This window comes from Pseudomonas sp. ANT_J28 (assembly GCF_008370005.1).
GTDB lineage: Bacteria > Pseudomonadota > Gammaproteobacteria > Pseudomonadales > Pseudomonadaceae > Aquipseudomonas > Aquipseudomonas frigoris.
Genome location: NZ_VOBM01000026.1, coordinates 46,072 through 72,740, shown reverse-complemented (window position 1 = coordinate 72,740; position 26,669 = coordinate 46,072). Strand labels below are relative to the sequence as shown.

25 protein-coding genes and 7 pseudogenes are annotated in these 26,669 nt (G+C 57.8%); 12 read left to right on the top strand and 20 right to left on the bottom strand.

Going from position 1 to position 26,669, the window contains the following annotated elements:
- Nucleotides 1-426: a hypothetical protein gene (locus tag FQ187_RS18960; RefSeq protein ID WP_149630652.1), complete on the bottom strand. Its 426-nt coding sequence runs from the start codon at nucleotides 424-426 to the stop codon at nucleotides 1-3.
- 199 nt (nucleotides 427-625) lie between these two features.
- Here FQ187_RS18960 and FQ187_RS18955 point away from each other — a divergent pair, with 199 nt between their 5' ends.
- From FQ187_RS18955 to FQ187_RS18945, 3 genes are read left to right on the top strand one after another with little or no spacing between them, the layout of a single operon-like run.
- Nucleotides 626-997 (top strand): PH domain-containing protein, encoded by a 372-nt coding sequence (locus FQ187_RS18955; RefSeq protein WP_046049313.1) that lies wholly within the window; start codon nucleotides 626-628, stop codon nucleotides 995-997.
- 35 nt (nucleotides 998-1,032) lie between these two features.
- Entirely contained in the window at nucleotides 1,033-1,698 is a 666-nt protein-coding gene (locus FQ187_RS18950) for a DUF2268 domain-containing putative Zn-dependent protease (protein ID WP_149630651.1), read from the top strand.
- 40 nt (nucleotides 1,699-1,738) lie between these two features.
- A complete protein-coding gene (locus tag FQ187_RS18945) occupies nucleotides 1,739-2,161 on the top strand; it encodes an HD domain-containing protein (RefSeq protein ID WP_149630650.1) in 423 nt (140 codons plus the stop codon).
- A 183-nt stretch (nucleotides 2,162-2,344) separates the two neighbouring features.
- Here the strand turns inward: FQ187_RS18945 and FQ187_RS18940 are convergent, their stop codons facing one another.
- From FQ187_RS18940 to FQ187_RS18930, 3 genes are all read right to left on the bottom strand, one after another.
- Nucleotides 2,345-3,253, bottom strand: coding sequence for an alpha/beta fold hydrolase (locus tag FQ187_RS18940; protein ID WP_149630649.1), 909 nt, complete (start codon nucleotides 3,251-3,253; stop codon nucleotides 2,345-2,347).
- 116 nt (nucleotides 3,254-3,369) lie between these two features.
- The gene (locus FQ187_RS18935) at nucleotides 3,370-5,046 is read right to left on the bottom strand and encodes an MFS transporter (protein ID WP_149630648.1); all 1,677 of its coding nucleotides are present in this window, start codon (nucleotides 5,044-5,046) and stop codon (nucleotides 3,370-3,372) included.
- A 188-nt stretch (nucleotides 5,047-5,234) separates the two neighbouring features.
- The gene (locus tag FQ187_RS18930) at nucleotides 5,235-6,026 is read right to left on the bottom strand and encodes an NAD(P)H-dependent oxidoreductase (RefSeq protein ID WP_149630647.1); all 792 of its coding nucleotides are present in this window, start codon (nucleotides 6,024-6,026) and stop codon (nucleotides 5,235-5,237) included.
- An 85-nt stretch (nucleotides 6,027-6,111) separates the two neighbouring features.
- Between FQ187_RS18930 and FQ187_RS18925 the strand changes: the two genes are divergently transcribed.
- The gene (locus tag FQ187_RS18925; protein WP_149630646.1) at nucleotides 6,112-7,005 is read left to right on the top strand and encodes a LysR family transcriptional regulator; all 894 of its coding nucleotides are present in this window, start codon (nucleotides 6,112-6,114) and stop codon (nucleotides 7,003-7,005) included.
- 4 nt (nucleotides 7,006-7,009) lie between these two features.
- On the opposite strand, the pseudogene speF reads toward FQ187_RS18925, so the two are convergent.
- Nucleotides 7,010-9,192 (bottom strand): annotated as a pseudogene (speF, locus tag FQ187_RS18920) (ornithine decarboxylase SpeF).
- 136 nt (nucleotides 9,193-9,328) lie between these two features.
- A complete protein-coding gene (locus FQ187_RS18915; protein WP_149630645.1) occupies nucleotides 9,329-10,216 on the bottom strand; it encodes a serine hydrolase in 888 nt (295 codons plus the stop codon).
- Nucleotides 10,217-10,513: 297 nt separating this feature from the next.
- On the opposite strand from FQ187_RS18915, the gene FQ187_RS18910 reads away from it, so the two are divergent.
- Nucleotides 10,514-11,302 (top strand): DeoR/GlpR family DNA-binding transcription regulator, encoded by a 789-nt coding sequence (locus tag FQ187_RS18910; protein ID WP_149630644.1) that lies wholly within the window; start codon nucleotides 10,514-10,516, stop codon nucleotides 11,300-11,302.
- A gap of 99 nt (nucleotides 11,303-11,401) precedes the next feature.
- On the opposite strand, the pseudogene FQ187_RS30765 reads toward FQ187_RS18910, so the two are convergent.
- Nucleotides 11,402-11,503, bottom strand: a pseudogene (locus FQ187_RS30765) (cyclic pyranopterin monophosphate synthase MoaC); the annotation flags it as partial.
- Between FQ187_RS30765 and FQ187_RS30445 the strand changes: the two are divergent.
- A pseudogene (locus FQ187_RS30445) lies at nucleotides 11,484-11,655 on the top strand (cytochrome d ubiquinol oxidase subunit II); the annotation flags it as partial. The pseudogenes FQ187_RS30765 and FQ187_RS30445 overlap by 20 nt on opposite strands.
- 148 nt (nucleotides 11,656-11,803) lie before the next feature.
- Here FQ187_RS30445 and FQ187_RS18895 read toward each other — a convergent pair.
- On the bottom strand, nucleotides 11,804-12,655 hold the full coding sequence (locus FQ187_RS18895; protein WP_149630642.1) for a CAP domain-containing protein: 852 nt from the start codon (nucleotides 12,653-12,655) through the stop codon (nucleotides 11,804-11,806).
- A 175-nt stretch (nucleotides 12,656-12,830) separates the two neighbouring features.
- Between FQ187_RS18895 and FQ187_RS18890 the strand changes: the two genes are divergently transcribed.
- A complete protein-coding gene (locus FQ187_RS18890; RefSeq protein ID WP_149630641.1) occupies nucleotides 12,831-13,409 on the top strand; it encodes a cell wall hydrolase in 579 nt (192 codons plus the stop codon).
- Nucleotides 13,410-13,599: 190 nt separating this feature from the next.
- On the opposite strand, the gene FQ187_RS18885 is transcribed toward FQ187_RS18890, so the two are convergent.
- Nucleotides 13,600-14,028 carry a hypothetical protein gene (locus FQ187_RS18885; RefSeq protein ID WP_149630640.1) on the bottom strand — a complete coding sequence of 143 codons (429 nt, stop codon included), beginning with the start codon at nucleotides 14,026-14,028 and terminating at the stop codon, nucleotides 13,600-13,602.
- A 165-nt stretch (nucleotides 14,029-14,193) separates the two neighbouring features.
- A complete protein-coding gene (locus FQ187_RS18880; protein WP_149630639.1) occupies nucleotides 14,194-15,618 on the bottom strand; it encodes a sensor domain-containing diguanylate cyclase in 1,425 nt (474 codons plus the stop codon).
- Nucleotides 15,619-15,956: 338 nt separating this feature from the next.
- Here FQ187_RS18880 and FQ187_RS18875 point away from each other — a divergent pair.
- Nucleotides 15,957-16,581: pseudogene (locus FQ187_RS18875) on the top strand (transposase); the annotation flags it as partial.
- A 14-nt stretch (nucleotides 16,582-16,595) separates the two neighbouring features.
- On the opposite strand, the gene FQ187_RS18870 reads toward FQ187_RS18875, so the two are convergent.
- The 5 genes from FQ187_RS18870 to FQ187_RS18850 form a co-directional block, all read right to left on the bottom strand.
- Nucleotides 16,596-17,342 carry a YkgJ family cysteine cluster protein gene (locus FQ187_RS18870; RefSeq protein WP_149630638.1) on the bottom strand — a complete coding sequence of 249 codons (747 nt, stop codon included), beginning with the start codon at nucleotides 17,340-17,342 and terminating at the stop codon, nucleotides 16,596-16,598.
- 309 nt (nucleotides 17,343-17,651) lie between these two features.
- Nucleotides 17,652-18,125 carry a DoxX family protein gene (locus tag FQ187_RS18865; protein WP_149630637.1) on the bottom strand — a complete coding sequence of 158 codons (474 nt, stop codon included), beginning with the start codon at nucleotides 18,123-18,125 and terminating at the stop codon, nucleotides 17,652-17,654.
- A gap of 20 nt (nucleotides 18,126-18,145) precedes the next feature.
- A complete protein-coding gene (locus FQ187_RS18860) occupies nucleotides 18,146-18,913 on the bottom strand; it encodes a DNA-binding domain-containing protein (protein ID WP_149630636.1) in 768 nt (255 codons plus the stop codon).
- A complete protein-coding gene (locus FQ187_RS18855) occupies nucleotides 18,910-19,764 on the bottom strand; it encodes a DUF692 domain-containing protein (RefSeq protein ID WP_149630635.1) in 855 nt (284 codons plus the stop codon). The genes FQ187_RS18860 and FQ187_RS18855 overlap by 4 nt, the downstream gene beginning before the upstream one ends.
- Nucleotides 19,765-19,792: 28 nt before the next feature.
- Complete coding sequence (locus tag FQ187_RS18850) at nucleotides 19,793-20,065, bottom strand: DUF2282 domain-containing protein (protein WP_149630634.1); 273 nt, start codon at nucleotides 20,063-20,065, stop codon at nucleotides 19,793-19,795.
- 251 nt (nucleotides 20,066-20,316) lie between these two features.
- On the opposite strand from FQ187_RS18850, the gene FQ187_RS18845 reads away from it, so the two are divergent.
- Together FQ187_RS18845 and FQ187_RS18840 are read left to right on the top strand one after the other, a co-directional pair.
- Nucleotides 20,317-20,889: a sigma-70 family RNA polymerase sigma factor gene (locus tag FQ187_RS18845; RefSeq protein WP_149630633.1), complete on the top strand. Its 573-nt coding sequence runs from the start codon at nucleotides 20,317-20,319 to the stop codon at nucleotides 20,887-20,889.
- Nucleotides 20,886-21,527 (top strand): DUF1109 domain-containing protein, encoded by a 642-nt coding sequence (locus FQ187_RS18840; protein ID WP_149630632.1) that lies wholly within the window; start codon nucleotides 20,886-20,888, stop codon nucleotides 21,525-21,527. Before FQ187_RS18845 ends, FQ187_RS18840 begins: the two co-directional genes overlap by 4 nt.
- A gap of 281 nt (nucleotides 21,528-21,808) precedes the next feature.
- Here FQ187_RS18840 and gfa read toward each other — a convergent pair whose 3' ends face one another.
- The 3 genes and pseudogenes from gfa to FQ187_RS18815 form a co-directional block, all read right to left on the bottom strand.
- Nucleotides 21,809-22,387, bottom strand: a complete 579-nt coding sequence (gfa, locus tag FQ187_RS18835) for an S-(hydroxymethyl)glutathione synthase (protein WP_149630631.1) — start codon at nucleotides 22,385-22,387, stop codon at nucleotides 21,809-21,811.
- Between the two features lie 995 nt (nucleotides 22,388-23,382).
- Entirely contained in the window at nucleotides 23,383-23,811 is a 429-nt protein-coding gene (locus FQ187_RS18820; RefSeq protein ID WP_149630629.1) for a hypothetical protein, read from the bottom strand.
- Nucleotides 23,812-23,952: 141 nt separating this feature from the next.
- Nucleotides 23,953-24,111: pseudogene (locus tag FQ187_RS18815) on the bottom strand (LysR family transcriptional regulator); the annotation flags it as partial.
- Nucleotides 24,112-24,113: 2 nt separating this feature from the next.
- Here FQ187_RS18815 and FQ187_RS18810 point away from each other — a divergent pair.
- Nucleotides 24,114-24,934: pseudogene (locus FQ187_RS18810) on the top strand (cation:dicarboxylate symporter family transporter).
- Nucleotides 24,935-24,944: 10 nt separating this feature from the next.
- Here the strand turns inward: FQ187_RS18810 and FQ187_RS18805 are convergent.
- Complete coding sequence (locus FQ187_RS18805) at nucleotides 24,945-25,430, bottom strand: adenosine-specific kinase (protein ID WP_149630628.1); 486 nt, start codon at nucleotides 25,428-25,430, stop codon at nucleotides 24,945-24,947.
- A 93-nt stretch (nucleotides 25,431-25,523) separates the two neighbouring features.
- Here FQ187_RS18805 and FQ187_RS18800 point away from each other — a divergent pair.
- A pseudogene (locus FQ187_RS18800) lies at nucleotides 25,524-25,886 on the top strand (aliphatic nitrilase); the annotation flags it as partial.
- A 50-nt stretch (nucleotides 25,887-25,936) separates the two neighbouring features.
- Here the strand turns inward: FQ187_RS18800 and FQ187_RS18795 are convergent.
- Nucleotides 25,937-26,635, bottom strand: a complete 699-nt coding sequence (locus FQ187_RS18795; protein WP_149630627.1) for a dienelactone hydrolase family protein — start codon at nucleotides 26,633-26,635, stop codon at nucleotides 25,937-25,939.
- Nucleotides 26,636-26,669 lie beyond the last annotated feature (34 nt).

Below are 26,669 nucleotides of genomic sequence, written 5' to 3'. Positions count from 1 at the left end.
CTACTGCGCTTTCCAGTGACCTCCACCCGACTCGCAATCAATTTTTGCCTGACTCAAATGCTCAGCGCCGTAGTAATACGTAGTGACCTGAGCATTGTTCGGAATACTCAGCGATGTGCTGTTCTTGTCTTTGCTGGTGGAGTGAGGATTGGCCAGCGATTCTTGCGTCAATGTGGCGATGCAAGTGGCCTGAGAATGATCGGCGCACTGTTCGACTTTTTTCTTGGTGCTGGTCAGCATGTCTTTGCTCTCGTTGCTGCATGACCAATCGATGGCGTTCACCGGCATGCCTTCGTACTCATAGCAGCTATGCGTTTCGACCACCGGCACGGAAGGGCTTTGGGAGCGGGTCAGCACGTCACAGCCTTCAGCCATGACCAGGGTGGGACTCAGGCTGGCAAGCAGAAACAGCAGTCTACTGTTCATCGGGATTTCCTCTCCAATGGCGCCTTGTTTGATCAAAGATCAGCGCTGATAGGGTTTCGAAAACGCGATGAGGCGCGGGGTTCCATTGGTTTTTTAGATCCGCTGTGGGAGGGGGCGCAAAAAGCGCAGGCCCGATGGTATGCTCGCCGCGCCACGCGCTGGCAATCCAGGGAACACTCTTTAAGGAAGGGGATGGCGGATGATCGATTTCAACAACAAAGGCTTTTTCAAACTCAAGCAAAACAACGAGTACGCGGAGCGAGTCACCGCGCTGCTGCTGGACGGCGAGCAGGTCATTGATGCCTATAAATCCATGCGCGACGGCGTGGTGTTTACCAACAAACGAATCATCGCGGTGAACGTGCAAGGCATCACCGGCAGCAAAAAAGATTTCACTTCGTTGCCTTACAAAAACATCGTCGCTTACTCCGTGGAAACCTCGGGCACCTTCGACCTGGATTCTGAGCTGGAAATCTACTTCTCGGCGCTGGGCAGAGTGAAGTTTGAATTCACTGGGAGGACGTCGATGGTCGAGATTTCCAAACTCATCTCACAGCATCTGTTGGGCTGAGTTTTTAGGCTCCGTGACAGTTTTCAGAGGTAACAATGGACGCATGGACACTGCATTGGCTGGAAGCCTCGGGGAGCCTTGCTGAACTTCGCTCCGATTTGATCGGCGAATTTGACGCCGCTTACAAGACGGTCTCCCGTCTGATTACGCCTGCGCGACTTGATGTGTTGATCCAGCGGCTCCCTGGCGAGACCATTCCTGAAATGGGCCTCGTGGGGCGCGCTTATCGAAGCTCAATGTTCACGATGACCATCGATCCAGACAACCCGAATTTTTTGCCCAGCCTGCGCACGGGCACGCTGCATCGACAAATCGTCCATGAGGTTCATCATTGCCTGCGCATGGCGGGGCCTGGTTACGGTTGGACGTTAGGTGAAGCCTTGGTCAGCGAGGGACTTGCCGGACAGTTCGTCCGGCATTTGCTCGGCAGCGACCCAGAGCCTTGGGAGTGTGCCGTTACCGACGCCGATCTGCTTCACTTCCCGGTAGACCTGAAGACCCTTGAGTCCACGCATTACAATCACAGTGAGTGGTTTTTCGGTTTTGGTGCTCATCCGAAATGGCTTGGCTATACGCTTGGTTACGAGATGGTTGGGCGCTGGCTTGCGTCAGTGGGCGAAATCGATGCTGCAACCTGGATCAACGTGCCTGCACACGATATTTTCGCCTCAGCGCTTGAGGAAGGCATTGTGGTGCTCTGACCCAACGACCGTTAAGGCATTCAAGCCTGGGAGCTGCAAGATGACTCAAACACTGGAACGCGCCATTGCCATTGCCGCCACCGCGCACGAGGGGCAGGTCGACAAGGGCGGTAGCCCTTACATCCTGCATCCGCTGAAAGTCATGCTGCGGGTCACGACGCTGGAAGAACGCATCGTCGCGGTGCTGCATGACGTGGTCGAAGACTGCGGCATCAGCCTTGATGACCTGCGCAAGGAAGGCTTCAGCGAAGCCGTTCTGACGGCCATCGAATCGGTCACCAAAGTGCCGGGGGAGTCCTATGAAACCTTCGTCGAACGCGCGGCGCAGGACCCGATAGGCCGGGTGGTGAAACTGGCGGATCTGGAAGAGAACAGCGACTTGTCGCGGATCGCGCAGCCGTCGTGGGAAGACCTGGAACGCATTGAAAAATATCGGCGGGCGATTGGCGTGTTGCGTTCCTGACGAACCGAACAAATAGATCAATTGCGCCCCGCACTGTGTAGCAGCAGGCGCAGCCTGCGTTCGGCTGCGCAGCAGTCGTAAAACCTGAGTGCGAGGTTTTTCTGAAACACCGCACCGTCTGATTTCACGACTGCTCCGCAGCCGAACGCAGGCTGCGCCAGCTGCTACACAGTACGAGTTGCATTACTGCGCAAAGAAGTCGCGAATCGCTCGAATGGTCTGCGTTGGCGCTTCCTCCATCAGCCAATGTCCCGCCCCCGGAATGACCACCTGCGTCACAGTGTCCGCTGCATTGCGCATCACGATCGCTTCATCCTCCGCAAAGGATTTTTCCCCACCGACGGCCAGCACCGGCATCGTCAGCCGCGTCGCCATCGACGCTTCGTTGTCCACCGCGTCCTGACGAATGCTGCGGAACTGGGCGAAGGCTGCGTGCATGGCCCCGGGCCGGGCATAGAGCTTGGCGTAATGCTGACGGGTGGCTTCATCCACCTTGGTGGGGTCGCCCGCGAACTCGTTCCAGAACCGGTCCAGGTAGATGCGCTCACGACCGGCGACCAGGCGTTCGGCATCCGGTCCGCCGAAGTCGAAGTGCCACAACATCGGTGAGCGGACAATGTCGTTCCAAGGAGGAATGCCCGGCACGGGCGCATCCATCACCACCAGGCGGTCGGTCAGCTGCGGATAGCGTGTGGCGTAGGCGAAGGCGACCATGGTGCCGATGTCGTGGCCGATAACCACCGAGTGTTCGATACCCAGCGCTGCCAACAGCGCACGGATGTCGCCCGCCTGGGTCTTCTTGTCGTAGCCGCTGTCCGGGATCGACGACAAGCCCATGCCGCGAAGGTCCGGCACGACGACGGTGTGATCCTTGGCCAGATCGGCGGCCAGTGGCGCCCACATGTCGCCGGTGTCGCCGAAGCCATGCAGCAGCACCACGGCGGGCCCCTTGCCGCCGACGCGCACATGCAGCGTGACACCTTCGATCGGGATGTCCTGAACCCGAAAGGCGGCAGGAAATGGCGTCACCCCGGCCTGTGCCGGGATGCTGAGCGCAAGCAGCATAAAAGTGATTAAAAGGATGCGGATCATGATGGTGCCCCCAATCAGTGCGCGGGGAAGGAACCCCGAAGCCATTTGGATGAGCGTAGACCGTTTGATCGTCTCCGGATTGCCCTCTCCCTGGCAGGAGAGGGCAGGCGCCAGCCTTAGGTGTGATGAATTTCCCGATCCTTGGTTTCCGGCATGAAGAATATGCCAAGAATGGCCGTCATCACGGCGATGACGATGGGGTACCAAAGCCCGTAGTAGATATCACCCGTGGCCGCGACCATGGCGAACGCCACCGTGGGCAGGAAGCCGCCGAACCAGCCATTGCCGATGTGGTAGGGCAGCGACATCGAGGTGTACCGGATGCGCGCCGGAAAGAGTTCCACCAGCCAGGCGGCAATCGGGCCGTAGACCATGGTCACGTAGATCACCAGGATGGTCAGGAGCAGAAGCACCATCGGATAGTTGGTCTTGGCCGGGTCGGCTTTCTCGGGGTAGCCGGCGTCCTTGAGCGCGGTGCCGAGCGAGGCGGTGAAGGCGTCGTTCTTGGCCTTGAAGTCGGCAGCCGGCATACCGGTGCCCTCGAAGCTCTGAATCACCTTGTTGCCGATGCGGACCTGCGCGACGGCGCCAGGCTCAGCTTTCTCGTTCTTGTAGGGGATGGCCCTCTTCGCCAGCACAGTCTTGGCGAGGTCGCAGGAGCTGGTGAATTTGGCCTTGCCCACCGGGTCGAACTGGAACGAGCACTGGTTAGGATCGGCGACCACTGTCACCGGGTTCTTCTCCTGCGCGATGAACACGTCGGGGTTTCCGTATTGGGTCAACGTATGGAAGATCGGGAAGTAGGTCAGCGCCGCGAGGATACAGCCGGCCATGACGATGCCCTTGCGGCCGATGCGGTCGGAGAGGCTGCCGAATATGACGAAGAACGGCGTGCCGATCAGCAGGGAGCCGGCAATCAGTAAGTTGGCGGTCTGCGGGTCGATCTTCAGCGTTTGCAGCAGGAAGAACAGCGCATAGAACTGCCCGGTGTACCAGACGACGGCCTGGCCGGCAGTGCCGCCGAGCAGGGCCATGATCACGATTTTGAGGTTGTCCCAGCGGGCGAAGGATTCGGTCAGCGGCGCCTTGGAGGACTTGCCTTCGGCTTTCATCTTCAAGAACACCGGCGACTCGCTGAGTTGCAGGCGGATGTACACCGAGACGATCAGCAGCAGGATCGACAGCAGGAAGGGAATCCGCCAGCCCCAGGCCTCGAAGGCTTCGGTGCCGAGGATGGTGCGGCAGGCGAGGATCACCAGCAGCGAAAGGAACAGACCGAGGGTCGCAGTGGTTTGAATCCACGAAGTGAAGTAGCCGCGCTTACCTTTCGGCGCATGTTCGGCCACGTAGGTCGCCGCGCCGCCGTACTCACCGCCCAGGGCCAGGCCTTGCAGCAGGCGCAGGCTGATCAGGATGACCGGCGCTGCCACGCCGATGGTCGCGTAGCCGGGCAAAAAGCCCACTACGGCCGTGGAGATACCCATGATCACGATGGTGATGAGAAAGGTGTGTTTGCGCCCGATCATGTCGCCCAGTCGGCCGAACACGATGGCGCCGAAGGGGCGTACCGCGAAGCCCGCGGCGAACGCAAGCAGCGCGAAGATGAAGGACGTTGTCTCATTGACGCCGGCGAAGAAGTGCTTGGCGATGATCGCAGCGAGGGAGCCGTAAAGGTAAAAGTCGTACCACTCGAACACGGTACCCAGAGACGAGGCAAAAATGACCTTGCGCTCCTCCTTGGTGATCCCGTGGTGGGGCGCGCTGCCCGTGGAAGTGTTGTCGATTGCGGCCATGAGTCTTCTCCGTCGTTCTTGTTGTAGGCCGGAGTACCTCGTTACCTTTTTGCCGCACCCAGGCCCTGGGGCTGATGTCGTCGGATTTCGGATTGCGCGAAGCATGCACACAGGCTGACGGCCTCGCATCGCTGCAAGGTTTCCTGAAGCATAATCGGCTTCGCGCAGATATCCACTCGCCATCACGCTCAACCCCGGGCTGATTCCCCAATGTGAGCCGCAAAACCGAATTCATCCGCAGCAATCTCATCGCGCAAGGTCAGTTGCGGAATCTCATATGCCCCCGAATTCTGCGGACGAAACGCGATGGGCTGCGTCGTCCAAAGGTCATCCAGCCGCTGCCCAAGTGCGTCACACGTCGCTGAAAAGCGTGCGTCGTCCATTCGGCCGGTGCGATAGATCATGAACGGTGGCAGCACGTCGAAACCGGGGTAGAACAACACGCCGTGCTGGATCGGGAATAGCAGATCGTCGATCGGGCCGTTGATCCCCCTCGGGCTGTAATGAGACTCCCAGCCGCCGGCGGTCACGACCAGCATCGCCCGCTTGCCCGCCAGCGTGCCTTCCCCATAACGGTCGCCCCAGCGCGCGTCGGAATGTTCCCCCACGCCATAAGCGAAACCATAGGCGTAGACCCGCTCCACCCAGCCTTTGAGGATCGCCGGCATCGAGAACCACCACAGGGGGAATTGCAGAATCACCGCGTCCGCCCACATCAGCTTCTCCTGCTCACACGCGATGTCGTGTTGTTGCAGGCCTTCTGCGTACGCACGCTTGGAGTCCAGCGACGGATCGAAGCGCGAGTTGGTTGGCCGGCCGAGGCTGTCATCGGCATCCAGCGAGGCTTTCCAGTTCATCGCGTACAAGTCTGAAACCTGGGCCTGGTGGCCGGCAGCTTCCAGCCGTTCGATGGCGAAGTCTTTGAGTGAGCCGTTCAAGGACTTGGGTTCAGGGTGGGCATAAACGAGCAAAACATTCATCGCAGAGTCTCCGGTGTCTGGAGGCTGCAGGATCGGACGTTGACCGGTATATTGGAAATAAATAACCAATATGCCAGGTATTGTGATGAATAATCTGCGGCGCCTGGACATCAACCTGTTGCTGACCCTTGATGTCCTGCTCTCGGAACACAACGTGACCCGCGCGGCGCACCGTCTGAATCTGTCGCAACCGTCGGTGAGTGTGCACTTGGCGAAGTTGCGCGATATTTTCGGCGATCCGCTGTTGCTGCCGGGCCCACGGGGCATGCGGCCCACCGCCCGGGCCGATGAATTGCGCGAACCGCTGCGCCAGGCACTGGAAGCTCTGGAGCGTGCGGTGTCGCCCGCCGACGCTTTCAACCCGGCTGAGGCGCAACAGACGTGGAAGGTCATGGCGTCCGATTACGGCGAGTCGACCATCCTGTTGCCCGCGTTGGCTGGGCTGCGCTCGGCAGCACCGGGCACGCGCCTGGCGGCGTTTGACCTGGTGCCGCCACGGTTGGCCAAACAAGCGGAGCAGGGCGCCATCGATCTGGCTTTTCATACCAGCGAGGACTCGCCACCCGGTTTGCATCGCCGGGCATTGTTTACCGAACGCTATGTGCTGGTGGGGCGTGCCGACCATCCGCGTCTGCAAAAGCGTCCGACTCTGGCGCAATTCTGCGAGCTCGATCATGTGATCGTGTCGCCCGACGGCGGCGGCTTTCACGGCACCACTGACAGGGCGCTCGCTGAAGTCGGGCTGACGCGTCGGGTCGTTCTGTCGGTTCCGCATTTCCTGTTTGTCCGCTCGGTGCTGGAGAGCACGGATCTGGTGGCGATGCTGCCAGCACGGCTGGTTCGTGACGTAAACGGGCTGGCGGTGTTCGAGCCACCGCTGGAGGTGCCGGGTTACGAGATGAGCATGCTCTGGCCGGAGCGCTGCCATCGCGATCCGGCGCATCAGTGGTTGCGGGCGTTTATTGTGGGGGTGGTGTGAAGACTCAAGTCTTGATCACGTACCCATAGGCTCGAATGCGTCCACCTTCTTGTTTCAAATACACGCCCTGGAGTTCCGGGGTGAAGCCAGGAAGAGCGTTGATACCTTCCTCCAGCGCCAGGAAGTACTTGAGCACCGCGCCTCCCCATATTTCCCCGGGTACCACGCAGAGCACGCCGGGTGGATAGGGAAGGCACCTTCGGCAGCGATGCGACCCTCCGCGTCCGCCAGCGCCACCAGTTCGACGTTGCCACGGATGAATTCGAACTGTGCTGCCTGCGGGTTCATCGCCTTTTTCGGGAAGTGTTCCTTGCGGAACATTGCCTTCTGAATTTGCTGGACGTTGTGGGTGCGGTAGAGGTCGTGCATCTCCTGGCAGAGTTGGCGAATGGTGTAGTTGCGATAGCGCTCCTGATGCGTTGCATAGATGGCCGGCAACACCCGGCTCATCGGTGCGTCATCACTGATGAAGCGTTCAAAGCGTGCGATCTGTGCGGCGAGATGCGTCATCTTCGCCCAGTCTTCGGCAGGGGTGAGCAGGAACAGAATCGAGTTCAGGTCGCACTTTTCCGGAACGATGCCATTCTCGCGCAGGAAGTTGGCGAGGATGCCGGCATGGATGCCGAAGTCGGTGTAACTGCCATCGACCGGGTCGATGCCTGGCGTGGTGAACAGCAACTTGCAGGGGTCGATGAAGTATTGCTTGTCGGCGTAACCACTGAAGGCATGCCAGCGATCCTTCGGATGGAATTCGAAAAACCGGATGTCGTTGGCGATGTCCTCAGTCGGATGGTCCTGCCAGGGGCGACCGTCGATGGTGTGCGGCACGAAGGGGCGAACCATGGTGCACGCTTCCAGAATCAATTTGCGCGCGTCGATGCCGAACTTCACACAGTCTTCCCACAGGCGCAGGCCACTGCGGCCGGAATGGATGCGCGCGTTCACATCCAGTGAGGCGAACAGCGGATAAAACGGGCTGGTAGATGCTTGGGCCATGAAGGCGTTGTTCAGCCGTGCATGGTTGCAATAACGGGCCTGGCCTTTGATATGGCGATCTTTCTTGTGGATCTGCGACGCCTGGGAAAACCCCGCCTGCTGTTTGTGCACCGATTGAGTGACAAAGATACCGGGATCGTTTTCATGCAGATCCAGCAGCAACGGCGAGCAATCCTTCATCATCGGGATGAACTGTTCGTAACCCACCCATGCCGAGTCAAACAGGATGTAGTCGCACAGTTTGCCGATGCGATCGACGACTTGTCTGGCGTTGTAGATGGTGCCGTCATAGGTGCCCAGCTGAATGATCGCCAGACGAAACGGCCGTGGCAGTTGGGCCTTGTCCGGTGCCACTTCGCTGATGAGTTCGCGCAGGTAACCTTCTTCGAAACAATGGGCGTCAATCCCGCCGATAAAACCATAAGGGTTGCGCGCGGTTTCCAGGTAAACCGGGGTAGCCCCCGCCTGGATCAACGCACCTTGGTGATTGGATTTGTGGTTGTTTCGATCGAACAGCACCAGATCGCCAGGCGTGAGCAGCGCATTGGTGACCACCTTGTTAGAGGCCGATGTGCCATTGAGCACGAAGTAGGTCTTGTCGGCGTTGAACACCTGCGCCGCGTGTTTTTGCGCCTGAAGTGCCGGGCCTTCGTGGATCAGCAAATCGCCAAGCTTGACGTCGGCGTTGCACATGTCGGCGCGAAACAGGGTCTCGCCGAAGAAGTCGAAGAACTGCCGGCCCGCCGGGTGTTTGCGGAAAAACTGGCCGCCCTGGTGGCCAGGGCAGGCGAACGTAGCGTTGGCCGATTCGGTGTAGTGCTTGAGCGCGTCGAAAAAGGGCGGCAGGAGACTTTCTTCATAGGCTTTTGCCGCGGTCTCCAATTGGTTGCCATGGTATTCGGCGTTGTTGCGCGAGGGGTCAAAAATGCCATTCACCTGAAGCAGAACATCTTGCAGGTGCTTGTAGACGTCCCGGGCGCGGTTGCCGGAACCGGGGGAGGCGACGAGGAAAATGGGGATATCGAAACCGGTACGCTGCAGGACGTCAAGGGCGCCCGCCATCACATCCTCCACAGAGAACACCGCAACCGCGACGTCGGTGTAGTCGGTTTGATTGAGCGGGATCACTTCTCGGGAGGTCTGGAAACAATCGAACGCGGAATCACTGGCGGCTATTTTCAGGGCTTTCATGCGAGGAATCTCCTAGCGGACAGTCACTTGTCGGCTTTTTTCAAGAGATCAATTTAGCGAGGGAGCCATCAAGGCTCCCTGATCCAAATCATGTCGCCACTGGTTATAGACCATGCGGGGAAGGGTTACGGCTTTTCTACCGGCTTTTCCCAAGGACTGCCGACAGTCGCTCGACCACTTCTGCTTCGGCAATGCCTTCGTCGGCGCCTTCATGAAAGACCACGCAACTCGCCGCGTTTTCGCCATCAACGCAGCGATAGACCGCCACTACGCTGCCCGGGCCGGCGCCGGTGTGCCCGCTCAACGTCAGATCGCCCGTGACCAAACCCTGCATCAGGCCGAGACCGTAGCTCGGGGAAGTCCACGGGCGACCGGGAATCGGGCCGCCGAGGACGCGTACCGTTTGCATCGCTTGCAGCAGCGCGTTTGGCAGAAGGTTGCCGGCCAGCAGACCGTCCAGACAAAGGGCGGCTTCCTCAAGTGGGCCAACCAGCAAGCCGTGATAGACCCAGCCGGGGTCGTAGGATGGCGCGCTCCCCATGTTCACGCCGTCCAGATCGGCTCGCGTTTTGGCGAGGCGTACGCGGGATAAACCGAGGGGGGCGAACACACGCTCCGTGAGCGCTGCTTCAAGCGTGCGCCCCGTCACGCGTTCAATCAGTCGCACGACGAACAGATAGCCGACGTTCGAATAGCGCCAACCGTCCCCGGGTGCGTAGCGCAACCGGCTGGCATCAAGGCGTTGCAGCATGTCATCGGCCGGCCAGGGCGTCTCATGGCGGGCCACGGCGTTGTGGTAGTCGGCGAGTTCGCCATAATCCGCCAGTCCGGCCTCGTGCCGCAGCAGTTGGCGCAGCGTGAAGGGGCCTTCAGCAACGGTGTCGTCAAGGTCGATCAACCCGTCACGCACCAGTGACAGCGCGGCAGCAGCGAGCACGGCTTTGGTAAAGCTCCACCAGGGCACCGTTGTATCCGGCCTTTCAGGCGTGACGAGAGCGCCGTTCGATACAAGGGAACACAGCATGAGTCGACTCTGGATGGAGGAGGGAACGAATGGCCCTTGGCTTCTGCTGATCAGGCGTGACCCAACGCAATCGCGAACGAGACCACGATCATGCAGGCAAAGGCAAAGTTTAGATTCATGAAGTTTTCATCCAAAACATTTGTGATGGCGCCATCTTGAACAAGTCACAAACAAATAAAAAATTCGGCTTCATGATTTGAATTATCGAAACAATTGATGTCCGGGTGGTTTGTGTTTATCCCGCGCTTTGGCTAGTCTCGCACAAGCACGCAATTTCGCGCAAAAACAGGCAAAAACATGCACGACTCACACTCAGCCGCCGAGCTCCCTCATCTGCGCCGGCAAAAAATCTTGTTGATTCTCGAACGTGACGGCAAGGTCATGGCTAGTGAGCTGAGCCTGCATTTCGCAGTGTCCGAAGACACCATTCGCCGTGATCTGGCGGAGCTGGCCACCGCCGGGCTGGTGCAGCGGGTGCACGGCGGGGCACTGCCGCGGCCCAAGGACACCGGCAAGGATTATTTCACCCGCGTCAGTGAAACCGATGAAGTGAAAACACACCTGGCGCAACTCGCCGCACGCCAGGTACACAACGGCCAGATTGTGATTTTCGATTCGGGGAGCACGACGCTGCAAATCGCCCGTTCTCTACCTTCGGACATTGCCATTACGGCCGTCACCGCCTCGCCGATGATTGCGATCACCCTGGCCGAATACAAAGGCATCACGGTGATTCTGGCCGGCGGGCAACTCAATCCCGCGACCCTGTCGGCCAGCGGACATGAAACCCTGCGGCTGATCGAGGGCATCAAGGCTGATCTGTTGTTCACCGGCGTCTGTGCGATTCACCCGGAAGTCGGCATCAGCTCCCTGCATTTCGACGAGGTGCCGGTCAAACAGGCGATGCTCGCCAGCGCCGCCCATGTCGTTGCCGTCACCACCGCCGACAAACTGGGAGCGGTGGAGCCGTTCGTGGTCGCGCCGTGTCAGCGCATTCATACCCTGATCACCGAGCGTCATGTAGCGTCGGGCAATGTCGAGGACTATCAAAAGCTCGGGATTGAGGTGGTGCAGGTGGAGGCGTGAAGCGCGTCGGGTGTCCTCCCACTGGAGTTTCCCCGAACGGCCACCGTGTTTGCTGAGCAGACGGATCTCGCCGATGACCATGCCGCGATCCACCGCTTTGCACATGTCGTAGAGGGGCAGCGCGGCCACACTGACGGCGGTCAGTGCCTCCAGTTCGACGCCGGTCTGCCCCTCGAGGCGGCACGTGCCGACGATCTTCACGCTGTCGGGCGCACTGGCTTTGAGTGGCATTTGAGTTTCGCTTCAAGGCCTGCCCTGAAAAACGCCATATCTGGGCCGTGGCGTTTATCGGAGGTTCGCTGCTGGCGACGTTTTCCCAAGGTGTGGTCATGGGCACTTACATTGCCGGCATCGCCACCCTGCTGGCGTTAGGTGTGGTGGCAGGGGCATTGCGATTGTTGATGCATGCGGCCGGGATGAGCACCCACTGACGGTCGCTGAAAAAAACAAACCCGGGGCCCCATGACAGGGCTCCGGGTTTTTCCATCGGGTGTCCCGAACTCATTGCGCCCCGAACATCGCAGTCCAGTAAATCCCCGGATCACTCTTCGGATCAACCGCATATGCGGCGCCCAACTCCCGGTAATTTGGGTTCATCAGGTTCGCGCAGTGACCGGCGCTGGACACCCAGCCATCGACCACCTTGCGCACGGTGTCCTGGCCGGCAGCGATGGTCTCGCCGACCTGCCCGCCGCTGTAACCGGCCAATTCAGCCCGATCACCCGGCATGCGGCCATCGCGGTCCTTGTGATCGAAGTAATTGTTGTTGGCCATCGACCGGGCGTGCTCCTCGGCCGCCGTCGCCAGTGCGGCGTTCCAGGCCAGTGGCGTGGCGGCAGCAAAGGATTGCGTGCCGCACTGGCGCGGTTGACTGCGTGCGATGTTGAGCTCGGCCAGCAGTTTCTGACCTTCCGCCTGCCAGTCGCCCAGGCGAGCGCTCAACAGTGGACGCGCCAGCACGATACGCCACTCGCGGTCCTGGTGGCTGACGCCGACATCGACGAATTGCGGGTCCAGCACGATCTGGCAAAAACTTTCCTGAATGGCTTTCATCGCCGACGGCGCATCGCGCGGCCCGGACAGGCTGATCGCCTGTACATTCTTCATCGGATAACCCGCGCTGGCCATTGCCTGCTGCAGATTGCCGACGCTGTTGGCGTTCAGCGCCAGCCGTGGGTCGCCGGCCAGCGGTGGCAGTTCCTGCGAGACCTGACCCGCGCAGCGCTGCACCTGGCTGCGGTAGAGGTTGATCGAATCAATCAGTTGTTTCTCGTCGGCCGCCAACGCATTCACGGCGAACAACATCCCCAGTGACAACGTGCCAAGACGCATAGCAGATGATTTGAAGCGCATGGAAATCCCCTTGAGCTGACTGCGCCCATCATGCGCGATTTCACCCCCGCGAGCGCAATGACTTTTCATGCCCGCAGACAGTTTTTTTGTCCGTCTGTTGGAATGAATTTTGGCAACTACAATCAAGCAAAGTCGCCATCGTGGCGTGCTTCCGGTTCCGTCCGAAGGGTCGATCATGCGAGTTATCTGGATAGCCACCTGCTTGGCAATAACCCTTCTCGCTGGCCAGGTCATCGCGTCTGAGCAGGAGCAAAAAAAGGAAGTGGCTGAGGACAAAGCCGAGGTCCTTGAACAGAAAGCCGCGGAGAAGGGCAGCGATGTACCGGTGCCCAAGTCCGAAACCATCACCACCTCCGAGGCTCAGGCGGTCGATCCGGCCGGTCAGTCGCCCATGGACGATGCAATTACCTGTCTGGCCCGCTCCATCTATTGGGAATCCAAAGGCAAATCGTCCACCGACATGGAAGCCGTCGCCAGCGTTGTCATGAACCGCCTGGGCCACGAGGGCTTTCCGGACACGGTGTGCGCCGTGGTCAAGCAGGGTTCTGAAACCAGGAATTGTCAGTTTTCGTGGTGGTGTGATGGACGCTCGGATCAGGTCCAGGAAGAAACCCAATACGCAATTGCCAAGGAAATCGCGCGCAAAGCGCTCAACAAGCAACTCAACGACCGAACCCACGGCGCGATGTATTTCCACGACCGGAATGTGAAACCCGCTTGGGCCAGGAAATACATCAGGACCACCGAGACTTAGATGTTTCTTTTTTATAAGCCGCGTGGTGAGTCGGCGAAGTAGGGACGTTCGTATGAGCGAGGTCCACGCCATTCCGCCCCAGTCGCTGAGGCGCTTCTTGCGAGTCTTTTAATAGCGAATACATCCGCTGATAGGGCGATCACACACTATAGATGATGTGGCGTGCGAAACAGGCCGGAACTGTCTGGGCTCAACGTCCATATTCAACGTAGGGGCCCAAGTAGAAATTTTGCGTATCCCAGTTGATTCGATAAATCACTTCTTTCCCTGGCTTGATGTTGGCCGCGACAGTTTTGATCGCGACACCAGCACATAATCCAGACTCGGCGAGCCCGGTGCCGAGGTTCACTTCACCGGCAGGCAAAACGAAAGATGCCTTCTGACCGGGACCTATCTTGGCTGCGCGCTGACCATCAATGTAGAACACGACGTCACATCCCGAACCGACAAACCCGTCATCACGGAGAATGGTCAGGCGTCCCGGATCTTTCGTACCCTGGCTTTTGAACGCGTACATCGCATTGGCCGGCACTGGCCGCGCTTCAGAAACCCGCATAGGTGATATTGCGCAACCGCCCAAGGCCAGCAAGAGCACTCCCGTTGCGATAATCCTGCGCATAATTTTTCCCTCCTGAAAAAGGGCGAATGTTTCAGAGCGTCATACTGCTTTGCTTCATAAAGCCATTCGTCAAAAACACCATCGCCAAGTACTACCAAGAGTGTCTGCTTTTGGCTGATGGCTACCTGTTGCGATGGGCAAAGCCGGGTATCGGTGCCGACGCTTTCACAGAGATTGGAGGCTGGTTTTGATGGTCGTGACCACACGGTTACGGCCTTCGTGTTTAGCGTGATACAGGCGTTGATCGGCTGTACGCAGAATGGCCTCGATGGTGTCGCCGTCGCGGCCGGATTGCGATACGCCGATGCTCACTGTGACCACGGTTAACCGCTGCAAGCCATGAAAAGAATTATTTGCAACGGTGCTTCGCAGACGCTCAGCGATTACGTGCGCGCCTTCAAGTGAAGTCTGAGGTAGCAGAATCATGAATTCTTCCCCGCCCACCCGGGCTACGCCGTCATACGGCCGGATCGAGTCGAGGCATTTCTCCACGAAATCCTTCAGGATGTCATCGCCAACCTGATGCCCGAAGCGATCGTTGATGGACTTGAAATTATCCAGATCGAGTGCCAACACGGAGAACGGCTCACCGCCGCGCCTGGTCCGGCCCATTTCGACTTCGACCCGCTCCATGAACCGACGCCGATTATCAGCGCCAGTCAGTGGATCGGTCGCCGCAAGGTGCCCGAGTTCTTGATTGGTCCGCTGGAGCTCCTGCAGGGCGCTCTCGGTATACGCCATCGCTTCGGCAAGACGCACCATCAACTCCTCTTGGCTGTAAATCTTCGAGAACGACCGCGTGGTGAGGAACGCTTGCACGACTCCATAGCTCAACATGAAGAATCCACCGGCGAAGATCGCATGAGCGAGCCACCACATGTGGTTCCAAGGACGTGCAAGGATGAAGGCAAGCGATGACAGCGCGAACGCGGTGACCGAGATGACAAAAATCATCATCAGCGGCGAACGGATACGGCGCAGCAGGAGTATTGCGACGGTCAATGTGGAAAGAATGAGGGCACCACCTTCCATCGAGAGGCGCACCGCGAGATTGCCGGCGATCGGTGAATTCGCGACGTACGCCACTGCCACATCAACCAGCAGGAACAGTCCTATCCAGGTCAACCACGGGCGGGCCTTCATTCGTTGGTCCGCGGCATCAGGTGGGCGGTGGTACGACAGCATTCCGACTAACAGCAGAATCGACATGACCAGTCGAGAGGCCGGTCCATAAAGCAGGAAGAGCCAGATATTGTGGTGCGCAAGCCCGGTGAACGCACCATGCAACGCGTAGATCAGTACAAAACCGAGAAAACCAAGCGTCATCCATCGCAGCAGCGGATCTCCCGATGACTGATAGCAGCGCCACGTGACGTAAGTAACAAACAAGCCCGCCATGGTGGCTGCCGTGATCGCAAATATATGGAACAGGTGATTCTCGAATATAAGGGAGGGGTCTTGAAAGACGTATAAGTAGCCAATCAGATAGGCCGGAACAAACGCGAATCCTGCGAGCAGCAAGTAGGCATAAACCTTGACCATGAGGCGGACGGCTTCAGGTGGCTCGCCGGTGGCGATGAGATTGCTCATGGTTCCCTCCAGGTTGAAATCTATTTAGCCAACACCGGTCCGGTGTTGGCTCCAAAGCCGCCTGCATGCCAACGGTCACTTGCCTCATTACGCAGATAGGGGATGGACCGATCTATGGCAGTTCAATATTAGACTCCTTCCCGATTTCTGCTGCACAAGCAGGTATAAATGTTCACGCGAACGCGTTTAACCAATAAGGAATGTCTCATTGTTCTCATCGGCGATTTTCGGTCAGTCGTGAGAGGCAGAAATTGGCCGTTATCCCCCGGTGTCAGGATAGTTGTCGCCTCTCCGGTTTTTCCGAAAAAAAGCATATCGGGGGCGGAAAGAGACTAGTCGTGCCGTACTATTCACCCGAACGTAAAGCCGCATTACTCAAGATGCTGCTTCCCCACTGAACCTGTCGATGGCCGAGGTTTCCCGGCTCGAAGGGGTTAGCGAAATGTCTTTGTCCAACTGGCGCAAACAGCTCAGTTCTGAAGGAAATGCAGTGTCCGAAAACAAGCCGTTGACCGAGAACTGGTCAGCCGAAACCAGGTTTGCTGTCGTGCTTGAAGCCGCCGGTTTGTCCGAGATCGACCTGGGTGAGTACTGCCGCCGAAAAGGCCTTTACCCCGAGCAAATCACCGCCTGGCGACAAGCCTTCATCTCCGGCCAGAAATCGGAAAAGGCCCAGCAAAAAGAAGATCGGGAGCAGTCTCGCAAAGATAAGAAACGCATCCAGGAACTTGAGCGCGAACTGCGCCGCAAAGACAAGGCGCTCGCTGAAACAGCTGCGTTGTTGGTGCTGCGAAAAAAGCTCAACGACTACTGGGGGACCGACAACAAGGACAACTGACGTCTTTGCCGGAACGGCAGTTACTCGTGGCGTGGTTGACCGAGGCCGTCGCAGCAGGGACCAGAAAGATCAAGGCCTGCCAGGAGGCTGGTCTGTCACTCAGAACCTTGCAACGCTGGACCGAGGCTGTAAAGGCGGTTCATAAAACATGAAAGATGTAGTCGGCGGGCTCGTTGGCAGCCAGAGACACCGCCGACGCGGTCAATAGCTCGCGCAGCGATGAATCATCGACCCGCACCTGCCACTCGCAGCCTGGATATTCCTCGAGAGTACTTTTGACGCTGTGTATCGCTTCGAGCAGTTTTTCCCGTGGTGGAAAGTAAACGGCCAGCGCGTTGTCTTTCCAACTCGCCACATTCAGGCCCAGTTGCGCGCAGATCGCGATTTTTCTTGATGCATCGGCTCTGTCTGCATGTCGAGATTGGTTCACGAGTGCTTCCAGAGCTGGATCGGCACGTCCATCTGTGCAGAGAATGTCGTTGCTCTCCCACGCCTGTGGCGGACACGCTTTGTTGTCTTGACGTAACGCGATGAATGGGTTGATTTCCATCGGGTAAATGCGGCAAACCAGTGGGCGTTCTTCGTAGATGCCGCAAAGATTGTCCTCTCTGAGATTAGGGCATTGTTCGAGGGCTCTGCCAGCAAACACGGCGATGACCTGTATCTGGGTCTGACCACAATGCACACTTACTGATCGGCCTCTGGCGTGGGCAAACTCCTCTGATGAACGAGGCCAACTCGATTCATCGAAGGCTTCGAGAATCACCGCGATGTCATGCCCGCGGATCAACCATTGTTGCGCTTCAGCCAACGTCAGCGGTATCAGTCTGCCCTTGCAGCAGACACCGCAGCCTACGCAGGAGAATCGGACGGTGTCGCTTTGCATATTATTCACCTGTACGTAACGACAACCTGACGGAAGTTGGGTGTTGTATTTGCATGATTTGGATCGCGCTAAGGATGAATTGGCTGGCGATAAACCGGGTGCTGGATTCGCTTGTTTAGTTGCTCATTGCGGGCGCAATGCGCAGATAGACTCGGCACTCGCCCATATGAGGGAGCCGCCCTGGATTGTTAACTTGTACAAGGGCTTTGCTCTTGGAATGACGACAAACTTCACGCTGGATGCGTGCCATCGGGGTGCCGATAACTACTCGCATACTCCTGCTCGAGAGTTTCTTCATTCCTGAATGGATCACCGGATGCCCAGACGGCGATCCAGTGAAAGTGCTCCTGCACCGCGCGCGATGATGATCAGCAGCAAGCCCGCCCAGGACAGGTGCGTCGGCCAGGCATCGGGGTAAACGAAAACCTCGATGACAAAGGTCATACCCAGCAATGCCAAGGCGGATAAACGGGTGAACAGACCGAGCACCAGCAGCAGTGGAAACAGGTGCTCGCTGTAGGTCGAAAGGTGTGCCGCCAGTTCTGGAGAGATTAGAGGCAAGGCGTATTCCGTACGGAACAGTTCGTAGGTACTCGGCGTAATCGTCAGAACGTCAATGACTTTGGTGCGCCCGGACATGAAAAAAATGGCGGCGATGGCGATGCGCGCCACCAACACCAGAAACGAATCGCTGATCAGATTGCCCAATCGGGTTGCAGCGCGATTCCAGAGGCCACGCAGGGAATTGTCGGCGGCAGGTGAGCGGGTGTGGATGGTATCCATGCTGTGCTCCGTTGATGGCTTCAGTAGCGGGTTGTCAGGAGTTCCGCCGTTGCGAACGCATCAGCACTCACCAGGCGAATAATCAGGTTTTCCAAGTTCAGGCCAGGCTCCGCATCACTGGCCAAGTCGGCGGCGACATCGAGAGTCAGGTGTGCCGCGCAGGCGTCGAGAAAGGCACAGTCGGCGGCACTGGCAGTCTGCCAATGCACGCGGCCGGCCTTGCGTGTCAGTAGTACACCTTCACCTTGCCATTCGAGTTTTTCAGGCATTTCCCGTTGTTCACGATTGACGCGCCAGATCGTGTAGGCGGGACAGTCCGGCAACCAAATCCAACGGGCGGTATCCCGTGGCGTCAGCCGCAGGTTGCCCAGTTCCGTTGCGGGAAACTGCGCCAAGTCGATCAGCTCAAGGCCAGGCTCATCAGCGGCGCAATGGACCTGTGTCCAGAGCAGGTCCAGACGGGCGACGTCGCCCAGATACGGCATGTCTTGCGCGTGCTCGAATTTGTCGAGAAAGTCGGGGAAGCCCGCTCCGTAATTCAGTAAACGGGCATCTGTTGGCGGTGAAAGCCGGGCATGTATGGCGGCGGCGCTTTTAAGCCAGTCAGTTCCCACCAGGCGCTCTACGGTAGGGAAGTTGGCTAGCAACGCATCCGTCGTGCCTTTGAGTACGGTATTGCGATAGACCGCAAAGCCCGGTTGTTGGGTCAGCGTTTCCATCATGGATGATTCAGTGCCGTATAACGCATCGACGAATGCATCCTGAAAACCTGCAAGAGATGGCTTCATATCGCCACCTTCAATCGCTGGTTTTGCCCAAGGTTCAATAACGTCTGCGCTCGGTAGCGCTCGGCCAGCAAAACTTCGAAGCCGGGGATATTGTCATCCCGTTCGATCAGTGTTGGACGCGGGCCGATCCGTTCGATCAAGCGCTGAAACAATGTCCAAACGTTTTCTGCGACAGGGGCGTCGTGGCTATCAATCAGCAACGTTGAATGGCCAGGGTCTTTGGTGAATCCGGCCAGATGAATCTCCATGATCGCCTCGGCGGGAAAGGCGTCCAGGTAAGTAGCTGCATCGAAGCCGAGGTTGTGGGCGCTGATGTGTACGTTATTGACGTCCAGTAACAAGCCACAGCCCGTGGTCCTGCTCAACTCGGTGAGGAAATCGAGTTCGCTGTAGTCATGCCCATCAAGGTGCAAGTAATGGGTCGGGTTTTCGATGGCAATCCGGCGTCCAAGGGCATCCTGGGTGCGCTGGATATTGCCTGCGATGCGCTGCAAGGCTTCGCCTGTACGGGGAAATGGCAGCAGGTCGGGATGATACTGGTCGCGCCAGGCTGACCAGGCCAGGTGCTCGGAAATCAATGCCGGTTGAACGCGATCAGCGAGCAGCTTCAGGCGTTTCAAGTGCTCCGGGTCCGGCGGGCAATCGGCCGCCAGCGAGAGTGATACACCGTGCAACGACAATGGGTGCCGGTCACCAATGGCCTCCAGCCACGCCAAACGGGGGCCACCACCGACCATGTAATTTTCCGGATGAACTTCGAACCAGAGACCTTCGACCGTGCAGTCGTGGGCCTCTTGATAATGGTTCGGTTTGAGGCCGAGTCCGGCCCCGATCTGGAATGGTTTGTTCATGATTGGCGTGTGCCCCGTGGTGTTGACGTTACATAGGTGTGAGGCTGCCGGTGCCTTTTGGCGTCTTGATGGTAGTGCAAGTACCGACTGGAACGTTTTTCCAGGCGTTCGGCTGGTAATCCATTTTGGCGGTGCCTGCGCAGGTGGTGCCGGCGCCGGCCTTGCAGTCGTTTTTGCCGGCCATGGCGACGCCGTAACATTTTTCCATGGCGCCTGCGGCGGCCGGGGTCTCTGCAGCGATGGCACCGGCAGCGAAGGAGGAAAAGGCAACGGCGAGGGCGGCGAGTTTCAGATTGTTCATGACTGTTTCTCCGGTTTCATGAGGATGGACCGTCGCATCAATTCGGGAGTGCGCTGTGCTTCAGATCCGAAAGGTAGTTCGCTGGGTTTTCCAATCCGGTTACAGCCATCGCGAAATATTTTTTTTAGTACCGCAGAATGAATCCCCTGGTTGCCTTATGTCCTTGGCCGCAAGCATCATCCGTTGCCCGTTAGGGGGCTGGCGTTATGTAGGTACATAATATTTTTGCCTCCGTGTAACCAGAGTGAGCGATGGAACGAACTACACATAACGATGCACTGCGCAGTCGGGAGATCCATCTTCAGGCCTTGTTCCTCGCGGGTTTGGGTGGAGACGAGCGGGCTTATCGCACCTTCCTCTCGGAACTGAGTGGTCATATACGCGGCTTTGTGCGAACTCGGCTTCAACGCCAACCGGGTGAAGTCGAGGATTTGCTGCAAGAGGTTTTGCTGGCCGTTCATAACGGTCGACAAACGTACCGGGCGGACCAGCCGTTGACGGCATGGGTGTTTGCCATCACCCGCTACAAACTCACGGATTTTTTTCGCGGCAGGTCGCGCCATGAGGTACTCAACGACTCCCTCGACGATGTGACGGAGCTGTTTGCCGAGCCCTATCTGGAACCGGCGCAGGCCAGTCGCGACTTGGGCAAGTTACTTGAGCAACTACCTGAGCGGCAGCGTCTACCCATCCAGCATGTGAAGCTTGAAGGATTGTCGGTAACCGAAACCGCGCAAATGACCGGACTTTCGGAGTCGGCCGTGAAGATAGGCATCCATCGCGGGCTTAAAGCGCTGGCCGAGAGGATTAGAGGTACACGATGAAAACTGCTGATTTTATTTCCATGCTCGCGTCCGGGGTAACGCCGGTTGACCCGAATGCACTCGCCAAGCGTTTCGGCGTCGCGGTGCTGGTCGGTCTGATTGCAGCCTTCTTGCTGGTGTTGATCATATTTGGTGCTCGTCCAGATCTGGCCGAAGTGGTGGCAACCCCGATTTTCTGGGCGAAGATTGCCTTTCCCCTGTCCCTGATGCTCGGTGCGTTGAGCTTGGTCGTGCGCCTGGCGAGACCTGGCGTCACTCCGGGGGTCGGACAAATCCTGGTCATTGCAGTGCTCGCACTGGTGTGGACCGGAGCCCTCTACGTCCTGATGACCGCAACCCCGGACGTGCGTGTTTCGATGATTCTTGGTAAAACCTGGCGGGTGTGCACACTGAACATCAGCTTGCTTTCGATACCGGGGTTCATTTCAGTTTTTTGGGCTTTGCGCGGGTTGGCGCCCACTCGCCTGAGACTGGCCGGCGCCTGCGGCGGGCTGCTCGCAGGGGCGATAGCTACCATTGCCTACTGCCTGCATTGCCCTGAAATGGAAGTGCCGTTCTGGGGCATCTGGTACTTGCTTGGTATGTTGATACCGACCGTTATCGGTGCGCTGCTCGGACCGCGCTGGCTTCAATGGTAGTGTGGTTAAAAATCGCTAGTTATCCAGCCACTCCACCACTGACTATCGTCGCAAGTGGGTGAACAGTACAGCTACCCTGACCAAATCCAATGCAAATGACTGGTCAGGTTGAATGCAAACAGGTGGTCAGTACCTGTGCAAATGGGTGGTTGTTGGCGCCGACGCCGAATTGATCCAGTTGCCGAGATGTCCCACAGCCCCCCAGTTAATTATGTGGGGCGCACAACATCAAAGGTGAATCGGAGCCGCGGTCCGAAAAAGAAACCGCGGCGACCGATCAATCAGGCGGCGGGGAGCAGGCCTTTCTGTTTGGCGACATGAGTCGCCAGTGCGTCCATCAAGTCCGGGGACAGGCAGTCATAGGGTTCCAGGCCGATCGAGCGCAGGCGCTCGCGGATAGCCTTCATTTGCGCTGGCGGTGTGCCGGTTTCGATGATGGAGGACACGAACGCCGCGAATCCCGGCGCAGCCCATCCGCTCTGTGGCGAAAGCTCGGTGTGGACGAAGTCCAGGCCATAAAACGCATGGTCCTTGTTCTCGATGCGCCCAAAGAGATGGGCTTTACATTGCTTGCAGGCGTGGCGCCGGATGGTGGTGGTTTCGTCGACGATCGCCAGTTTTTCGCCGTGGGCAATGACGCTGACCTTATCTCGAGGCACCACGGCGGTGACGGCGAATGTCGCGTTTTGTGGTTTCCAGCATTTGCTGCAGCCGCACGCGTGGTTATGCAGAGTTTGTGCGTCGATCTTGACCTCAACCTTGTCGGTCGCACACAGGCATTGCAGGGTGCCACCTGCGAAATTCGCGGCGGCGGGTTGGATACCATTGTCCAGTGCAGGGTGAAGTTGCAAGGTGCTCATGCTGGCGTCTCCGTTTCAGGGGGCAGACAAAAGTGCCTGGGCCGTGTCGCAGACCGGTAGTTCATCGGAACTCGATGACGGCGCGGATCGATTTGCCTTCATGCATCAGATCGAACCGCGGCGGATTGCGAAAAGGACACAGTGTATAAACGAGTGACCTCCCTCGGTGCGACCGGTCGGTTACCCAGATCAAGAATAGTCTGCTATGACGCCTCGAGCGCGGCTGGGGGCCAGCGCACGGGCGAGTGTGCCGAATTCAACGCTGGCGTGAACCAGGCGCGGTATCCCACTTGACGCATCAATGGTCCGCAGCGGATCGTTTGTAGGGCCGGATATGAGAAGGCAATGCGACACGGTTTGTGCACACATTACGGAGTCATTAGCAGCGTGTTCATGGTCTGCTCTTGGCCGACTCTGTTGAAAAAGTCGGTTTGCCCAAACCACTCGAATTGATGGATGAAAACACCTCTATTGCACGCTGCTACGTGAAATCAGAGCCCGGAAGCCTTTGCTGAAAGCAAGGATTTCAATCTCAGGCGCGTACTTTTCTGCCGTGGAAAGCAATCCAGACTTTTTCAACAGAATCGGCCGATAGCCGACTTACCCGTACATGTATAAAAGGCCATCGATCAGTTCCAGTTCCTGTTGAGTGAATTGCACGTTGTTAAATCGCCTAATGTCTTCGAGCACGCTTCTGATGGGAGCTTGCCGCGATGGATCCTGAACGATTTCGATCAGGCGTTCGTAATCGGGATCTCTTCCCTTGAGGTATTTTTCGATTAGTTCTTTGAGCGATAAACGAGTCTGCTGGTCTGTTAGCACTTTTTATTTCTCCGGCAAAATAGTGACTTCATCCACCGTAATGACAGAGGGATTGCCCGGTTTTGGGATGAGTCGTTGCGAGCCACCCGTTCTGCATTCAGGGTGCGCTTTGGTGTTTGCGATCACTCACTATAGGTGATGTGGCGTGCGAAACAGGCCGGAACTGTCTGGGCTCAACGTCCATATTCAACGTAGGGGCCCAAGTAGAAATTTTGCGTATCCCAGTTGATTCGATAAATCACTTCTTTCCCTGGCTTGATGTTGGCCGCGACAGTTTTGATCGCGACACCAGCACATAATCCAGACTCGGCGAGCCCGGTGCCGAGGTTCACTTTACCGGCAGGCAAAACGAAAGATGCCTTCTGACCGGGACCTATCTTGGCTGCGCGCTGACCATCAATGTAGAACACGACGTCACATCCCGAACCGACAAACCCGTCATCACGGAGAATGGTCAGGCGTCCCGGATCTTTCGTACCCTGGCTTTTGAACGCGTACATCGCATTGGCCGGCACTGGCCGCGCTTCAGAAACCCGCATAGGTGATATTGCGCAACCGCCCAAGGCCAGCAAGAGCGCCCCCGTTGCGATAATCCTGCGCATAATTTTTCCCTCCTCAAAAAGGGCGAATGTTTCAGAGCGTCATACTGCTTTGCTTCATAAAGCCATTCGCCAAAAACACCATCGCCAAGTACTACTAAGAGTGTCTGCTTTTGGCCGTGAGTTGACGCCCACCAACCCCGCTCATTCGCGCGTAGATTCCGGTTCTTCCAAGTGATCGATGTGCTTGAAGCGCTCGACCAGGAAATCGATCAGGCTGCGTACTCGCGCCGACAGGTGGAACTGTTGCGGATACACGGCGTAGACATCGGCGCGGGTTGGGGTCTGGTCCTCCAGGACCAGTCATGAAAAGAATATTCGGCAAACTTTACGTACAAGTGTTCATCGCCGTGATCCTCGGTGCCATCGTCGGGGTATTCGTGCCCGAAACCGGAACAGCGCTCAAACCCTTGGGCGACGCGTTCATCAAACTGATCAAAATGCACCTTGCCCTGGTGATCTTCCTGACGGTGGTCACGGGCATTGCACGTATGGAGAACATGAAAGAGCTGGGTCGCGTCGGCTTTCGTGCGCTGATCTATTTCGAAGTGGTGTCCAGCCTGGCCACCTTTGGTTCGCTGCTCTCACTTGGCAAGCTGATGGCTTGTGTCTAACTGATCTGTGCTGTGTTCGTGATTTTTATACTGGGCCCGATCTGCCGCTACAGCGGATTCAGCCTGTGGAAGCTTCTGAAATTCATCAAGGAAGAACTGTTCACTGTCCTCGGCACCAGCTCTTCGGAATCGGTACTGCCGCAGATGATTTCCAAGATGGAAAAGGCTGGTGTTTCCAAACCCGTCGCCGGCCTGATCATCCCCTCGGGCCTGACGTTCAACCCGGATGGCCAGGCGATCTACTACACCATCGCCGCGATCTTCATCGCGCAGGCCACGAACACACCGCTGACCCTGACGGACCAGCTGATCGTCCTGGCCGTGCTGATGTTTACCTCCAAGGGATCTGCCGCTGTCACTGGCTCGGGATTCATCATTCTGGCGGCGACGTTATCGTCCCTTGGCACCTGGACACCGTGAAGATGCACAAGGCGTTGAATGGTGAGGTCGAAGGGGAGAAACCCGCGACGGCTCAGGCAGAGGTTATCTCTGCTCATTCAGCGCCTGGTTAACGGAGTGTGCTCAAAGTTTGTAGCCGATCTGCCGCAACAGGTTCTTGCGCCACAGGATGTCTTCTTCGCCTTCAATGTCACGGGCAAAGAAGCCATCCACCACGCCCAGAATCGCTCGCCCTTGGTCCGTCTCAGCGAGGATCACTTCAGTCGGATTGGCCGTTGCACAAAAAATACGGCACACCTCTGGGACCATTTTCACGGTATTCAACACGTTCAGCGGATAGAAGCCATCGTCGAGGAAAATGATGAAGCTATGGCCTGCGCCGATGGCTTGCGCATTTTTCTGGGCCAGCTCGATCATGGCGGCATCGGTGCCAGACCAGCGCACCAGGCATTTGCCGGAGGCTTCGCAAAAGGCCACGCCAAAGCGGATTCCTGGCACGGCATTGACCAACGCTTCGTGGATGTCCTCGACGGACTTGATGAAGTGCGTCTGACCCAAAATGAAGTTCGTCGCTTCCGGTTTATCGATTTTCAGCGTGATGAGTTGCATCTCGAACGCCTCCTTTCACGATGTCGTTACTCTTCAGCCTAGCGTGAAAACGAGCCGGGCGTTGCGCATCGCGGGGCATGGGCGACGGCTCCGGCCTGCGCGCCAGCGTGCTTCGTGGTCAACTCCACGGCCTGGCTGAACCCTGCGTAACAGGCACAGATCATGGCCGACACCGGTTGCCCCATCGGCCCGATTTCCGGTGGTTGCTTTACCGCGATCATCAGCCCGGACGGCGTAGTGCTAGGCTCGCTGACCGAAGGCGAAGGCGAGGTGATCGTCGACCTCGACATGGGCCTGATCGACAAGCACAAACGCATGATGGATTCGCGCGGTCACTACAGCCGCCTGGAACTGCTGAGCTTGCTGATCGACCATATACCGACGAGCCATGTGCATGAACGCAGTGCACATCCGAAGCTGGCGGTGACCGATACCGTGGAAGAAATCAGTCGTTAAACGGCAGACACAAAAAGGGACTTTGGAAGTCCCCTTTTGCTCGTATGGCCTTACAGTTCCATACCCAAAAAGATCAACGTATTGCCATGAGCCTCAGCCGCTGCGCGCTGGTTGTAGCTGTCGCGATGCGAGCAGTTGAAGCCATGTTCGGCCTCCGGGTACACGACAATTTCGACGTTATCGTTAGTATCGAAACGTTCGGCGATTTTCTCCACGGCTTCCAGTGGGATGTGGCTGTCCTGTTCACCGAAGTGCATTAGCAGCGGCACTTCGATTTCATCGGCCCGGTCCAGTTGGTTCTGAATCCCGCCGCCGTAATAGGCGATTGCCACGTCCACCAGCCCATTGGCGGCGGTGTGATACGAGAGCAAACCACCGAAGCAGTAACCAATCGAGGCGATCCCGCCGTCCAGGCCCGGCTGGGCTTTCAAGGCGTCGATGGCCAGTTCGATGTCGGTCTGTGCCTTGCCGATGTCAGTGGCGTTCATCAACTCGACGGCGCGTTTCCAGCCGGCCTCGTCGTAGGTCAGTTCTATACGCTCGCCGCTGCGCCAGAACAGGTCTGGTGCAATCACCAGGTAACCGTCGGCAGCGTATTGTTCGGCGACCGAACGGATGTGTTCATTCACGCCGAAGATTTCCTGGATCAACACGATCCCCGGGCCTTTGCGGGTGTGCGGAATCGCCAGGTAAGCGCCGAATTTACCGTCGGCGCTGTCGATCTCGATCCATTGGGTGGTCACGCTCATGGTGGCTCCTGTCTACACAAGTGAGTGGGGTGAA